The sequence below is a fragment of the Catenuloplanes indicus genome (assembly GCF_030813715.1).
Lineage (GTDB): Bacteria > Actinomycetota > Actinomycetes > Mycobacteriales > Micromonosporaceae > Catenuloplanes > Catenuloplanes indicus.
Window position 1 is genome coordinate 8,754,747 of sequence record NZ_JAUSUZ010000001.1, and the last position, 13,711, is coordinate 8,768,457.

At 73.0% G+C, this 13,711-nt stretch carries 12 protein-coding genes and 1 pseudogene; 10 read left to right on the top strand and 3 right to left on the bottom strand.

Annotated features, from left to right (window positions below):
- The first annotated feature begins 14 nt into the window (after positions 1-14).
- On the top strand, positions 15-1,214 hold the full coding sequence (locus tag J2S42_RS39275; protein ID WP_307247758.1) for an MFS transporter: 1,200 nt from the start codon (positions 15-17) through the stop codon (positions 1,212-1,214).
- 241 nt (positions 1,215-1,455) lie between these two features.
- Here the strand turns inward: J2S42_RS39275 and J2S42_RS39280 are convergent, their stop codons facing one another.
- Positions 1,456-1,773: a hypothetical protein gene (locus J2S42_RS39280; protein WP_307247760.1), complete on the bottom strand. Its 318-nt coding sequence runs from the start codon at positions 1,771-1,773 to the stop codon at positions 1,456-1,458.
- Positions 1,774-1,844: 71 nt separating this feature from the next.
- Here J2S42_RS39280 and J2S42_RS39285 point away from each other — a divergent pair, with 71 nt between their 5' ends.
- Positions 1,845-2,375, top strand: coding sequence for a hypothetical protein (locus tag J2S42_RS39285; RefSeq protein WP_307247762.1), 531 nt, complete (start codon positions 1,845-1,847; stop codon positions 2,373-2,375).
- Between the two features lie 54 nt (positions 2,376-2,429).
- Here J2S42_RS39285 and J2S42_RS39290 read toward each other — a convergent pair whose 3' ends face one another.
- Positions 2,430-3,176: an alpha/beta fold hydrolase gene (locus tag J2S42_RS39290; RefSeq protein ID WP_307247763.1), complete on the bottom strand. Its 747-nt coding sequence runs from the start codon at positions 3,174-3,176 to the stop codon at positions 2,430-2,432.
- Positions 3,177-3,321: 145 nt separating this feature from the next.
- Between J2S42_RS39290 and J2S42_RS39295 the strand changes: the two genes are divergently transcribed.
- Together J2S42_RS39295 and J2S42_RS39300 are read left to right on the top strand one after the other, a co-directional pair.
- On the top strand, positions 3,322-4,875 hold the full coding sequence (locus J2S42_RS39295; protein ID WP_307247765.1) for an MDR family MFS transporter: 1,554 nt from the start codon (positions 3,322-3,324) through the stop codon (positions 4,873-4,875).
- Between the two features lie 2 nt (positions 4,876-4,877).
- Entirely contained in the window at positions 4,878-5,321 is a 444-nt protein-coding gene (locus J2S42_RS39300) for a MarR family winged helix-turn-helix transcriptional regulator (protein WP_307247767.1), read from the top strand.
- A gap of 697 nt (positions 5,322-6,018) precedes the next feature.
- On the opposite strand, the gene J2S42_RS39305 is transcribed toward J2S42_RS39300, so the two are convergent.
- Positions 6,019-6,579 (bottom strand): TetR/AcrR family transcriptional regulator, encoded by a 561-nt coding sequence (locus J2S42_RS39305; protein WP_307247769.1) that lies wholly within the window; start codon positions 6,577-6,579, stop codon positions 6,019-6,021.
- Positions 6,580-6,618: 39 nt separating this feature from the next.
- Between J2S42_RS39305 and J2S42_RS39310 the strand changes: the two genes are divergently transcribed.
- From J2S42_RS39310 to J2S42_RS39335, 6 genes and pseudogenes are all read left to right on the top strand, one after another.
- Positions 6,619-7,833, top strand: coding sequence for an MFS transporter (locus tag J2S42_RS39310; protein ID WP_307247772.1), 1,215 nt, complete (start codon positions 6,619-6,621; stop codon positions 7,831-7,833).
- Positions 7,834-7,908: 75 nt separating this feature from the next.
- The gene (locus tag J2S42_RS39315) at positions 7,909-10,467 is read left to right on the top strand and encodes an NPCBM/NEW2 domain-containing protein (protein ID WP_307247774.1); all 2,559 of its coding nucleotides are present in this window, start codon (positions 7,909-7,911) and stop codon (positions 10,465-10,467) included.
- 142 nt (positions 10,468-10,609) lie between these two features.
- A complete protein-coding gene (locus tag J2S42_RS39320; RefSeq protein WP_307247776.1) occupies positions 10,610-11,311 on the top strand; it encodes a tryptophan 2,3-dioxygenase family protein in 702 nt (233 codons plus the stop codon).
- The gene (locus J2S42_RS39325; protein WP_307247778.1) at positions 11,308-12,423 is read left to right on the top strand and encodes an aminotransferase class V-fold PLP-dependent enzyme; all 1,116 of its coding nucleotides are present in this window, start codon (positions 11,308-11,310) and stop codon (positions 12,421-12,423) included. Before J2S42_RS39320 ends, J2S42_RS39325 begins: the two co-directional genes overlap by 4 nt.
- Before the next feature lie 20 nt (positions 12,424-12,443).
- Positions 12,444-12,554: pseudogene (locus tag J2S42_RS39330) on the top strand (methyltransferase); the annotation flags it as partial.
- 170 nt (positions 12,555-12,724) lie between these two features.
- Positions 12,725-13,669 carry an NAD-dependent epimerase/dehydratase family protein gene (locus J2S42_RS39335; RefSeq protein ID WP_307247780.1) on the top strand — a complete coding sequence of 315 codons (945 nt, stop codon included), beginning with the start codon at positions 12,725-12,727 and terminating at the stop codon, positions 13,667-13,669.
- Positions 13,670-13,711: the final 42 nt, after the last annotated feature.

Below are 13,711 nucleotides of genomic sequence, written 5' to 3' on the forward strand. Positions count from 1 at the left end.
GGAAGGACACCGCCATGCCGGCCAGACCCACGCTCCTGCTCCTCGCACTCGGCGCGTTCGCCGTGGGCACCGACAACCTGGTGGTCAACGGTGTGCTGGCATCGATCGCGGTCTCGATGGACGTGCCGGAGGCCGCGGCCGGACAACTCGTCACCGTCTTCGCCCTGGTCTACGCGGTCGGTGCGCCCGTACTGGCCGTGATCACCGCCGATCTCTCCCGGCGGGTGCTGCTGACCGCCTCGATGGCCGCCTTCGTGGCCGGCAACGCGCTCGCGGCGCTCGCACCCACCTTCGGCACGCTCATGGCCGGCCGGGTCCTCTCCGCGCTGGCGGCCGCCTGCTACATGGGCCCGGCCATGGCCGCCGCGGCGGCGCTCGTCCCGGCCAGTCACCGGGGACGAGCGCTGGCGCTGGTCGGCGGCGGGCTCACGGTCGCCACCGCGCTCGGTGTCCCGCTCGGCACACTCCTCGGTCACCTCGGTGGCTGGCGGCTCACCTTCACCGCGGTGGCGGTCATCGCGGCGATCGCGGCGGCCGGCATCGGCACGCGGCTGCCACCGGTGCCGAACCCGCCGACCGCCGGCCTCGCCGCGCGGGTCCGCGTGGCCGGGCGCAGCCCCGTGCTGCTCGGCCTGGCCGCCAACACGGCGACCGTGGCGGGTACGTTCGCGCTGTTCACCTACATCGGGCCGCTGAGCCTGCGGGAGACGCCGATCGGTGCCGCGTTCACCGTGGTCCTGCTGGCCTGGGGGCTGGCCGCGGTGGCCGGGAACCATCTCGGTGGCCGGTGGACGGACACGTTCGGCGCCGACCGGACCCTGACGACCGGCATGCTCGGCGTCGCCCTGGTGCTCGCCGCCATCAGTCTGCTGACCGTCGTCATTCCCCCGGACCGGGCGGTGGGCGTGCCGTTGCTGCTGCTCGCCGTAGCCGCACTGGGCGTGACGTCGTGGGCGCTTCCGGCAGCCCAACTGCACCGCATGGTCGGGCTCGCGCCGGAGTCCGCCGCCGTGATGTCCTCACTGAACAGCTCCGCCACCTACCTCGGGCTGGCGCTCGGCGGCGCACTGGGCGGTCTCACGCTCGCCGTCGCGTCCCCGTCCGCGCTGGGCTGGATCGGAGCTCTGCTGCAACTGCCGGCGATCGCACTGGTCGCCGCCTCCCGCCACCGGCGGAACGCCACCGCCCGGCCAGACCACGCCGGCGCACACTGATTCCTCGCCGCGCCGGTCACGCTGCCGGACCGGCGACCACGCGCGGGCCGGGACGGACCGTGATCGCTTGCGTACCGCAGGCATTGTGGAGCGTGTGCCACATTGACAGGTTCCGTGGCCGGTGACCTGCGGACACGGGGGTACGAGCGGAATGGCGAGACAGCGCCGATGGATCCTGCCGAGCGCCGCCGTCACCGCCTGCAGGGCCGTGGTCTTGCCCGCCCCGCGTCGCCGATCAGGATCACGTGCCCGGTGGCGTCCGCGACCCGCTCCACCCCGCGACGACCTGGTCCGCGTGGGTGCTCCGGTCGGCGCCCGCGTACTGCGCCACCTGGATCGGGATGTAGGTGCGGTCCAGGTGCAGCGGTGCGGTGGCATCCAGGTAGGGGTTGTCGTAGGTGCCGTACGTGTCCAGGAACCAGGCGCGGTAGCGCACGTCCGGCCGTTTCCGCCGCAGCGCCCGCAGCCGGGTCACCGCCCAGCTGCTCAGCCCGACGAGGCCGCCGAGGACCGCCAGCACGGTCTGCCGGGCCCCCAGCTGAGCGAGCAGGTCGTCCATCGCTCCATGGTGGCACCGGCGTTCACCCCGGCGGAGCCGGCCGGGTTGGCCGGGCCGGGCTAGGATGCGGCATGTCGTACAGCTTCGTGGTCGCGGGCCGGCTGCCGATGAGCCGGGACGCCTTCGGCGCCTGGCTCGACGCGCCCGTGCCCGGCCCGGCCGTCATCTCCAACCCGGGCGACATGTTCGCCGGCTGGTACTGGGACGACCGCCCGCGGCCCGAGGACTGGAGCGACGCGCCGGCCACCGGCACGCCACGTGACCTGCTGGCCGCGCGTGACCCCGAGGACACGATCACGGTGGTACGGCACGAGCGCGGCGCGCTGGAGGCCTATCTGTGGACGCCGGCCTGGTCCGGCGCCTGGGCGCCCGCGCAGCAGCGCCTGCTGCTGATGCTCGCGGGCGCGCGCGTACCCGGGCACGTGCTCTTCTGGGAGGACGCCGCGGGCGCGCTGCCGGACGCGGATTCCCTGCTGGCGCTGCTGTCCGTCACACCGGACCGCGCCCGCTTCCTCGGCCGCACCGACATCGGCCCACTCCTCGACGAGCTGCGGCCCGTCGAGGAGGCCTTCTCCGAGGCCGCCGCCGACCCGGAGGACTGAAGCCCGGCGCCGCCTCGGCGCAGCCCGGGGCAACGGGCGCGTGGCGGGTTCAGCTCAGGCCGCGGCGCTGATCGCGTCGACGACCGCGGCCGGCGCCTCGGACGGGATCTCGTGGCCGCTGCCCTCCGCCACCCGCAGCGTCCCCCGGGTGGAGAGCGCGGCCAGCCGCTCCTGCGCCGCGATCCAGGCGTCCGTGGCCTTCTCGCCCCGGCGCAGCACCACCAGCGGCAGATCGGTGAACACCCCGGGCTGCCCGGCCGCGTCACTCGCCTGGGCCTGCACCTGTTCCAGCGCCAGCCGCTCCTCGGCCATCGGCACGTCCGCCCACGAGTCCGCGCCGAGTGCGGGCAGCAGCCCGAAGCCCGGCTCGACGCCGTCGACCAGCACCAGGCCGGCCACCCGGTCCCGGTTCGCCGCCGTGTAGATGAGCACGGGGTAGCTGCCGAACGAGTGCCCGGCCAGGATCACCGGCGTGCCGGCCTCGGTGACCACCGCGTCCAGCTCGGCCGCCAGGTCGTCGCCGTCCCGGTCCCGCACCCGCGGTTCCGGGCTGTCGCCGGCACCGGGGCGGTCGTAGCGGCACACCCGCCGGTCCTCGGGCAGCCGGTCCAGCACCGCGTCCCAGGACGCGGAACTCGCCCGGTCGCCGATGCCGTGCACCAGCACCACCGGCGGGCCGGCGCTGCCACGGCACTCGGCCCGCTGCTGTTCGCCCGCGGCCTCGGTCACCGTGCCCCAGGACGTGCAGGCGCTCAGCGTCGCGACGACCAGTACCAGGCACGCCAGACGACGAACCACCACGTCTTCCCCTCCCGCTCGGGTCGATCCAGCGTGGCAGCGGCCGGATCGATGCGCATCAGGGTTGACCCGGAAACTGTTTTGACCTTCAGCCTCCTCGTCCCTATGGTTGATAAACGTCAACTGTTGCACGATGAAACGAGTACCCGTGTCCGACGCACCACCCGCCCCCATGACGCACCGGCAGATACTCGAGGCCCTCTCCGGGCTGCTGCTGGCCATGTTCGTCGCGATGATCTCCAGCACGGTGGTGACGAACGCGCTGCCGCGGATCGTCACCGACCTCGAGGGCAGCCAGACCGGGTACACCTGGGTGGTCGTCGCGACCCTGCTCGCGATGACCGCGACCACACCGGTCTGGGGCAAACTCGCCGACCTGTTCAGCAAGAAACTGCTGGTCCAGCTCGCGCTGCTGATCTACCTGGCCGGCTCGCTGGTCGCCGCGCTCGCGCCGGACATGCAGACGCTGATCGGCGCACGCGTGCTGCAGGGCCTCGGCGTCGGCGGCCTGACCGCGCTGGTCCAGATCGTCATCGCGAGCATGGTCAGCCCGCGCGACCTCGGCCGCTACTCCGGCTACATGGGCGCGGTCTTCGCCGCGGCCACGGTCACCGGCCCGCTGATCGGCGGCGTGGTCGCGGACAGCCCGCTCGGCTGGCGCGGCTGTTTCTTCATCGGCCTGCCGTTCGGTATCGTCGCGTTCATCCTGCTGCAGAAGACACTGCACCTGCCGGTGGTCCGGCGTGAGGTGCACATCGACTACCTCGGCGCGACCCTGATCATGGCGGGTGTGTCGCTGCTGCTGATCTGGGTCTCGCTGGCCGGCGACCAGTACGCCTGGGTCTCCGTCACCAGCGCCCTGCTGCTCGGCGGCGGACTGCTGGTCCTCGCCGCCGCGACGTTCGTCGAGGCCCGGGTCGCGCGCGAACCGGTCGTACCGTTGCGGCTCTTCAAGGACCGCACGATCTCCCTCGCGACGCTCGCGTCCGTCTTCGTCGGCGTCTCGATGTTCGCCTCCACCGTCTACCTCAGCCAGTACTTCCAGCTCGCCCGCGGCATGTCGCCGACCGAGGCCGGCCTGATGTCGATCGCGATGGTCGGCGGCCTGCTCGTCTCCAGCATCGTCAGCGGCCGCATGATCAGCGCCACCGGCCGGTGGAAGACCTGGCTGATCGTCAGCATGGTGCTGGTGCTGGCCGGCTGCATCCTGCTCGGCACGATCGACGAGCGCACCAACCTGGTCCTGGTCGGCGTGTACATGGCCGTGCTCGGCACCGGCCTCGGCGCCGCCATGCAGAACCTCGTCCTGCCGGTGCAGAACGTCGCCGCCCCCGCCGACCTCGGCGCGGCCAGCTCCGTCGTCGCGTTCTTCCGCTCGCTCGGCGGCACGATCGGCGTCTCCGCGCTCGGCGCGCTGCTCACCCCGCACGTGGCGGACAAGGTCACCGACGGCCTGACCGCGCTCGGCGTTCCGGCCACCGGCGGGCAGAGCTCCGGCATCCCCGACCTGACCGCGCTGCCCGCGCCGGTCCGCGCGGTCTTCGAGCACGCGTTCGGCGCGTCGATCGCCGAACTGTTCCTGGTCTCCGCGCCGCTCGCCGCGCTCGGCCTGATCTGTGTGCTGTTCATCAAGGAGGTCCCGCTGCGGACCGCCGTGCACGCGATCGACGACGTCCCCGGCGACGTCAGGGTGGCGGGCTGACCGTGGACCGGGCCGACGCGCTGCGCCGCCTCGAGGGCGAACTGGGCGTGCTGTCGCGCCGGCTCAAGTGCGTCCACGACGCCCAGGCCCGGGTGGTCCACCCGGGCCTGCAGCCCAACGCGTACCTCGTCCTGATCTGGATCGGCGAGCACGGCCCCGCCCGCCCCAGCGCGATCGTCGAGGAGTTCGCGCTCGACAAGGGTGCGGTCAGCCGCCTGCTCACCCACCTCGACGACCTCGGCCTGATCACCCGCGTCCCGGACCCGTCCGACCGCCGCGCCACGCTCATCTCCGCCACCGGCGAGGCCGTCACCCGGATGGCCACCGCCACCGAATCCGTCCGCCGCCACCGCGGCGACCGCCTCAGCGACTGGCCCGACGACCAGCTCTCCGCCTTCGTGACCGCCCTGGCCCACTACAACCGCACCCTCGGCCAGCCCACCTGAAGATCAAGTTCTGGATCTTCCCGTTCCCGGCGTGGTTGCTTCCCGCATGCTTCCGCGGGCCAACCTCGCCGAGGGCTCCGACTCCGCTGGCTCCGCTCCGCCCGCGGCGCCGGAGCCGGTCCCGCCGTGCCCGGCAAACACCACGCGACCTCCGCCGCTACCCGGCTTTCCCGCCGCACCTCCGCCCCGCCGGCACCAAGCGAGTTCCGCGGCCTCCCGGTTTCCCTGCCGACTCTCCGGCTCGCCGGTGCCACGCGTCCTCTGTGGCCTCCGGGGTTCCCAGCCGTGCCTTCGGCCCGCCGGACCCACACGACATCCGCCGCTTTCGGCATCACGCCCGCACTTCGGCCGCTGGCGACTCTGTCCAATGTTCCCGCCGAGAGGCCGGTCCGGATGGCGGCTGCGGACGGCTGGCCGTAGACGTCGTATATTCCGGGCGTGTAGCGCTCGGGAGCCGCAACAGGCCGGTCGACGGCGTGCCGGAGACGTCGGTGCGCCATTGCCGCGGTCTTCGTGTGCGCTTCCGCGAGCCGGCGTGTAAGCGGCGGAGTCTCCGGCGGCCGGGAATCGCGCGGTATCGGCCGGCTTTCATGTCACGGCCGCGCTTCCGGTTCGCCGATCGCCGGAGTGCGCGTGCCGCCGCAACGTCCGCACCCGGACTCGCCGGCTCGGCCGGGACCGCACCGCGGTGATCCCGTCAGGCGCGGGTGATCCGGGCGATCGCGTCCACCACGTCGGCCGCGTCGGCCGGTTCGGTGTCCAGCGCGCGGTGGATCGTCAGGCCCTCGATGAGCGCGTCCACCAGCCGGGCGGTGACCGGGTCGAAGTGCCGTTCCAGCGCCGCCCGGCTGCGCCGCATCCACCGGTTGGTCAGCGTCCGGTACGCCGGTTCGCGCGCGGCGAGCGTGTACAGCTCGTGCGTGAGCACCAGTTCCCGGCGGCTGGTGAACAGGTCGCGGGTGATCAGGCCGGCGACCGCCGCGCGCGCCGAGTCCAGGTCGGTCGCGGTCGCCATCCGGCGCTCGAACACGTCGCTGAACCCGCTGGTGAACCGGTCGAACGCGGCGTGCAGCAGCTCGTCCATGCCGGTGAAGTGGTAGGTCATCGAGCCCAGCGGCACCCCGGCCGCAGCCGCGACCCGGCGGTGTGACGCGCCGGCCACGCCCGACTCCGCGATCACGTCGAGGGCCGCGTCGATGATCCGGTCCCGGCGCTCCGGGTCGTACCGTCGCGTGGTCCTCGGCGCATCCGCGGTCATGCGTACGATCGTACACGAGTGATGTGTACGATCGTACGCATGAACGTCGTGGACCGCCGCGCCCGGATAGCCGTCGCCGCCCTGTTCTTCACGAACGGGGCGCTCTTCGCGAACCTCATCCCGCGCTACCCCGAGATCAAGGCCGAGCTCGGCATCGGCAACGCGCTCTACGGCCTGTCCGTCGCCGCGTTCCCGACCGGCGCGATCGTCGCCGGTCTCGCCGCCGGCCTGCTGGTCCGCCGGTTCGGCTCGGCCACCGTCGCCGCGGCCGGCACGCTGCTCACCGCGGCCGGCGTGCTCGCCGCCGGCCTGGCCCCGTCCGTCGCGGTCTTCGCCGGCGTGCTCTTCCTGGCCGGCGCCATGGACGCGATCACCGACGTCGCCCAGAACGCACACGGCCTGCGCGTCCAGCGCCGCTACGGCCGCTCGATCATCAACTCGCTGCACGCGATCTGGTCGATCGGCGCGGTCACCGGCGGCGCCATGGCCGCCGGCGCGATCGCGCTCGGCCTGTCCCGCGGCGTGCACCTCGGCCTCTCCGGCGCGCTGTTCACGCTGGCCGGCCTGGCTGCCTGGCGCTTCCGCCTCCCCGGCCCGGACACCGAGCCCGAGACCCGGACCAAGACCACGCCGGGGTACGGGCCGAGGCCCGCGCCGCGCCTCTGGCCGATCGTCGGCGCGCTGGTGCTGATCGCGATCGGCGGCACGATCGTCGAGGACGCCGGCAACTCGTGGGCCGCCGTCTACCTCTCCGGCTCACTGCACGCGGCCGCCGAGATCGCGGCGTGGGGCTACATCGCACTGGTCGGCGCCCAGTTCATCGGCCGTCTGCTCGGCGACCGCCTGGTCGACCGCTTCGGTCAGCGCACCATCGCCCGCGCCGGCGGCCTGATCGTCGCCGCCGGCATGGGCCTGGCGCTCGCCGTACCGTCGGTGCCCGGCACGATCCTGGGTTTCGCCGCCGCCGGTTTCGGCGTCGCCACACTGGTCCCGGCCGCCCTGCACGAGGCCGACGAACTGCCCGGCCTCGCCCCCGGCGCCGGACTGACCGTCGTCTCCTGGCTGATGCGCCTCGGCTTCCTGCTCTCCCCGCCGATCGTCGGCGCGGTCGCCGACGCCACCACGCTCCGCACCGGCCTGCTCATCGTCCCGCTCGCCGGCCTGCTCGTCGTCCTGCTGGCCGGTGTCCTCGCCGCCCGCCGCCCGGCGCACCGCGACCGGCCCGCGGAGCCGGTCGCCGCGGCGGCCGGCTGACCGCCGCCCGTTGTCCTGACGGCCGGAGAGCGCATAAGGTCTCGAATGGCATCGATTTCCGTCATTGGAGGTCTCGTGCGTTCGCTACTGACGGCTGTCCTCGTTCTCGCCGTGCTCCCCGGAGCGCCGGCCGACCGCGCTGGTCTGGAGTGGACGGTCGTGGCGCCGGACGGGGCGGTCACCGCGCGCGTCGGGCTCGACCAGGGGCGGCTGTCGTTCGGGATCGACGGGGTGCTGCCCGCCGCGCCGATCGGCATCCGGACCGCGGCGGCGGATCTCAGTGCCGGTCTGGTGCTCCAGAACCGCAGCGCCCGCACGGTGCGCGAGCGATACACGATGACCAGCGGCAAGCGGCTCGACCGGGACACCACGCTGCGCGAGTCGACGTTCTCGTTCACCGGCACCGGCGGCGCCCGGCTCGACCTGGTGGTGCGGGTCTCCGCCGAGGGTGCCGCCTACCGCTACGTGCTGCCGGGCGACGGGCCGGTCACCGTCACCGGCGAGACCTCGTCCTTCGCGATCCCGGCCGACGCCCCCGCCTGGCTGCTGCCGTACTCGCCGAACTACGAGGAGTCCTGGAGCCAGACCACCGCCGGTGCCGCGCCCGCGGGGAACTACGGCTTCCCGGCGCTGTTCCGGATCGGCGGCACCTACGCCATGCTCGCCGAGTCCGACGTGGACGGGCGCTACGCCGGCGGCCGCCTCACCCACGCCGGCGACGGCACCTACACGATCGACCTGGCTGATCCGGCAGTCAGCGCTGACGGGCCGCTCAGCACGCCGTGGCGGGTCGCCGTGGTCGGCGACCTCGCGACCGTCACCGGGAGCACGCTCACCGACGATCTCGCGCCCGCCTCGAAGATCAAGGACACCTCGTGGGTACGGCCGGGTGCCGTCGCCTGGTCGTGGCTGTCCGAGCACGCGAGCCCGGCCGATCCGGTGCGGCAGCGGCAGTACGTCGACTTCGCCGCGCGGCACCGCTGGCCGTACGTGCTGATCGACGAGGGCTGGAACGCGTCCTGGGTGCCGGAGACGGTCCGCTACGCGCGTGCCCGCGGCGTCGACATCCTGCTCTGGCTGCACTGGACCGCGCTGGACACGCCGGAGGAGCGCGCCACGGTGCTGCCGCGGCTGAAGTCATGGGGCGTCGCCGGACTGAAGATCGACTTCATGGACTCGGACGGCCAGGACCGGTTCCGCTGGTACGACGAGATCCTGCCGGCCACCGCGGCGCTGCAGCTGATGGTCAACTTCCACGGTGCCACCACGCCGCGCGGTATGCAGCGCACCTGGCCGCACGTGCTCACCCAGGAGGCGGTGCGCGGCGCCGAGCAGTTCCGCACCCGGGCCGCGACGAACACGATCTTCCCGTTCACCCGCAACGTCACCGGTGGCATGGACTACACGCCGGTGACCTGGGCGGTTACCGACCGGGACACCACGGACGCGCACGAGGTCGCGCTGTCCGTGGTCTACGAGTCCGGCTGGCAGCACCTGGCGGACCGGTTCGAGAACTACGAGACGCACCCGGAGGCGCTGCGCACGCTCGACCAGATCCCGGTGGTCTGGGACGACACGCGGCTGCTGTCCGGCGAGCCGGGCCGGTCCGCGGTCCTGGCCCGGCGTGCCGGTGACCGCTGGTGGGTGGCCGGGATCAGCGCCGCACCCGCCGGGAGCACGGCCGCCGGGCTCGGTTTCCTGCCCGCCGGGCGGTGGCTGGCCGAGACGCTGCGCGACGGCGACCACGGCCTGGTCCGGGAGAGCCGGATCGTGCGCCGCGGCGACACGCTGACCGTGCCGCTGGCCGCGAACGGCGGGTTCGTCACCGCGCTCTGCCCGTACACCGGCGCGGCGACCTGTGACCGCCCGGTCGTGCCGGTGCCGTCCACGATCCTGACCGTGGACCCGCCCGCGGCCGAGGGCAGCACGGTGGACGTCACCGCGACGTTCACGCTGCCGGCCGGTGGCCCGATCACGGACGTGCGGCTGGCGCCCGCGGCCGGCGGCACCCCGGTGACCGCGGCCCGGCTGCGCGGCGGCGAGTCGCTGACCGGGACGTGGCGGCTGTCCGTGCCGGCCGGTGCGATCGGCGACGTCGACCTGCCGATCGTGGCCATCTACCGCTGGCAGGGCGAGACCGTGCACGTCGAGCGCGCGGTCCGGGTGTTCGTGCCGCCGCCCGCACCGGCCGGTGACGCGTGGGTGAGCGACCTGCCGTTCCTGAGCGAGACCAACGGGTACGGGCCGGTGGAGCGCGACCGCTCCAACGGCGAGCAGTCCGCCGGTGACGGCAACCCGCTCACGCTGCGCGGCACCGTCCACCCGAAGGGCCTGGGCACGCACGCGCCCGCGGAGGTGACGGTGTGGCTCGGCGCGGCCTGCACGTCGTTCACCGCGCTGACCGGCGTCGACGACGAGGTGACCTCGCCCGGCTCGGTCACGTTCGAGGTGCTCGGCGACGGCCGCCCGCTGGCCGCCACCGGCGTGCTGCGCAGCGCCGACCCGGCGTATCCGCTGACCGCGGACGTGACCGGCGTCCGCCGCCTCACGCTGCGCGTCACGGACGGCGGCGACGGCAAGAACTTCGATCATGCCGACTGGGCCGCCGCGCGTCTCACCTGTGCCGGAAAGTAAAGGGAGACGATCCTCACATCCATTGCTTTCACGCGAAACGGAATGTCCGCCGCATTGCCTATTGTCATTTGATATCTGCGCACGCGATGATCTCCTGCGGATCGCGCCGGGACGGCCCGGACCGGTCGGAAGGGATGCGCTCGTGAAGCGGAAGAACGATGGTCCCGCACTGCCCGGTGAGGGCGACACCGACTATGCGCGGTACATGCGTACCGATGTACTGCTCGACCTGCAGCGAAGCCCGGCAGAGGTCATTCACCGCGATGAACTGCTCTTCCAGGTGGCGCACCAGTCCGCCGAACTGTGGCTCAAACTGGCGGCGGCCGAACTCGCCGGCGCGGCCGAGCGGATCGACGCGGGTGAACCGGCCGCGGCCGAGTTGCTGCTCACCCGCGCCACGCTCGCGGTCCGGCTGATCACGGATCAGCTCGACATGCTGGCCCACCTGCGCCCGGCCGACTTCCAGGCGATGCAGCCGGCGCTCGGCACCGGGTCCGGCGCGGAGTCGCCCGGCTGGCGGCAGACCCAGGCCGTGACGCGCCGGCTCGGCGTCGCGTTCGGCGCGCTGCTCACCGCCCGGGGGCTCGATCCGGCCGCGCTCTACGCCGGTGAGCCGTCCGACCCCGCGCACCGGCTCGCCGAGGCCATGGTCGAGTTCGACGACCGGGTCTCGACGTGGCGGGTGCGGCACTACAAGCTGGCGATCCGGGTCGGCAGCCACGGCGTCATCGGCACGGCCGGCAGCCCGTCCGGCTGGCTCGCCAAACTGATCGACTACCGGTTCTTCCCGGAACTGTGGCAGGCCCGCGCGGAACGCGCGCTGAGCGGGACGGTGCATTCATGACGGCGGCGGCGATCCGTGACCACTTCCCATTGCTGAACACCTGCGTCTACCTCGCCAACAATTCCACCGGGGCCGTCCCGAAAGGCGCCGAACGCGTTCTGGCCGACTATTGGAAATCGCTGAGCACCTGGCGGGACAGCGTCTGGGACGGCTGGCACGAGGGCCTCGACGAATACACCGCCGGATTGGCGGATTTCATCGGGGCGCCGCCCGGCAGTGTGGCCGTCGACGCGAACCTGAGCGCGTTCCTGGCCCGGATCGCGTCCTGTTTCGACTACCGCGCGCCCCGCAACCGCGTGGTCATCACCGACCTGGAGTTCCCGACCGTACCGTTCATCTGGAACGCGTTCCGGCGGTACGGCGCGGAGGTCCTCGTGTCCGGCACCGGCGGGCCGCACCTCGACGAGGACGCGCTGCTGCGGAGCATCGACGAGCGCACGCTGCTGGTGTCCGTGCCGCACGCCAGCTTCTCCTCCGGCGCCACCGTCGACCTGGAGCGCCTGGTCAAGCACGCGCACAGCGTCGGCGCGCTGGTCGTGGTGGACGCGTTCCAGAGCGTCGGCGTGATGCCGCTGGACGTGACCGCGCTCGACGTCGACTTCGTGCTCGGCGGCTCGCACAAGTGGATGTGCGGCGTCGGCACCGCGTTCCTGTACGTCCGCCCCGACCTGCTGCCCGGCCTCGAACCCGCGGCGACCGGCTGGCAGGCGGGCGACCGCGCGCTGACGTTCCAGCCGTCCACCGGATACGCCGGCGACGCGCGCCGGTTCACCGGCGGCACGCCGTTCCCGCTCACCGCGCTCGTCTCCCGGGTCGGCCTGGACCTGCTGCGCGGCGTCGGCATCGAGGCGATCCGCGCGCACTCGCTGGCCTGCACGGACCGGATCATCGAGCGTGCCGGTGCCGCGGGCCTGCGCGTGGTCAGCCCGGCCGAGCCGCACCGGCGCGGCGGCGTGGTGTGCCTGGACCTGCCGGAGAGCGTCAAGTACCGGCTGGCCGAGCGGGACATGATCTGCAGCTGGCGCACCTACCTGCGGATCGGCCCGCACGTCTACAACACGCTCGACGAGATCGACGCGTTCATGGACGCGCTCGAGGACGTGACCCGGTGACCCTCTCGCCGCGCGCGCTGATGAGCCTGCTGGTCAACGGTGCGAAGGCCGTCGACGTGGTGACGACCGCGCTGGAGACCGGTCTGCTCGACGCGCTGGAACCCGGCCCGGTCAGCCGGTTGCGCGAGGTCGGCTTCTGCACCGCGCTGCTGGCCGAGACCGGCTTCATCGACGTGGAGGTGCTGCCCGGCGTCTGGGAACTCGTCGTGGCCCGCAAGCCCGGTTGATCTCCTTGACGAAGTGGAACCTCGTTCCGTATTGTTGCGGAACGAGGTTCCACTTCGTTGCGGAGGTCTGGGTCATGAGCATTCTGGTCACCGGAGGTCTCGGTTTCATCGGGTCGCACACCGTGGCGGCACTGCGCGAGCAGGGGCAGGAGTGCGTGCTGGTGCAGCGCCGGGCCGGCGGCGCCCACGCCGGCGACGGCGTCGCGGTGGAGCAGGCCGACATCCGGGACCTGGCGTCGCTGCGCGCCGTCGGTGAGCGGCACCGCATCACCGGCATCGTGCACCTCGCCGGCTCGATGCCGTGGCCGCCGAACGCGGACGCGCCGGTCGAGGACGCACGCCGGGCCCTCGGCAGCCTGTTCAACATCATGCAGGTCGCGCAGGAGTGGGGCGTGCGCCGGGTCGGTCTCGCCAGCACCATCGGCGTGTACGTGTCGAGCGGCTTGACCGAGGGCGCGCTGACCGAGGACATGCTGCTGTCGCTCGGCGCCGCACACCCGATCCCCACCTTCAAGAAGGTCGGCGAGCTGCTCGGCGGCTACCTCGCGGACGCCACCGGCATCGAGGTCGTCAACTACCGCATCTCCGGCACCTGGGGCCCGCGCGGCCACCGCGACCCGTTCTTCGCCGCCCCCGCGCTGGTGCATGCGGCCGCGCGCGGCACCGCACCCGACTTCTCCGACCTGATCGCACCGCCGCACGCGGAGGACGCGCTGGACCTCTGCTACGTCAAGGACACCGGGCGGGCCATCGCGCTGCTCCAGCTGGCGGACAAGCTGAACCACGCCACGTACAACGTCGCCTCCGGCCGCGCCACCTCCAACGCCGAGATCATCGCCGCCATCCGGGCCGCCGTCCCGGACGCCGGCGTCGACCTGCCCACCGGCGACGGCACCGCGCCCCGCGCCTGGCTCGACATCACCCGCCTGCACGGCGACACCGGCTTCACCCCGGAGTACGACACCACCCGCGCGACCGCCGACTACATCACCTGGCTGCGCGCCGGCAACGAGCGCTGAGGCCCGCGTGCACCGCCGGGCGTTGCGGAGGTCTACCGTGCC

What these genes read in the sequence shown, in the direction of transcription:
- J2S42_RS39325 (WP_307247778.1), top strand. Translation starts at nt 11,308, where the DNA reads ATGACGGCGGCGGCGATCCGTGACCACTTCCCATTGCTGAACACCTGC.
- J2S42_RS39310 (WP_307247772.1), top strand. Translation starts at nt 6,619, where the DNA reads ATGAACGTCGTGGACCGCCGCGCCCGGATAGCCGTCGCCGCCCTGTTC.
- J2S42_RS39335 (WP_307247780.1), top strand. Translation starts at nt 12,725, where the DNA reads ATGAGCATTCTGGTCACCGGAGGTCTCGGTTTCATCGGGTCGCACACC.
- J2S42_RS39285 (WP_307247762.1), top strand. Translation starts at nt 1,845, where the DNA reads ATGTCGTACAGCTTCGTGGTCGCGGGCCGGCTGCCGATGAGCCGGGAC.
- J2S42_RS39280 (WP_307247760.1), bottom strand. Translation starts at nt 1,773, where the DNA reads ATGGACGACCTGCTCGCTCAGCTGGGGGCCCGGCAGACCGTGCTGGCG.
- J2S42_RS39305 (WP_307247769.1), bottom strand. Translation starts at nt 6,579, where the DNA reads ATGACCGCGGATGCGCCGAGGACCACGCGACGGTACGACCCGGAGCGC.
- J2S42_RS39275 (WP_307247758.1), top strand. Translation starts at nt 15, where the DNA reads ATGCCGGCCAGACCCACGCTCCTGCTCCTCGCACTCGGCGCGTTCGCC.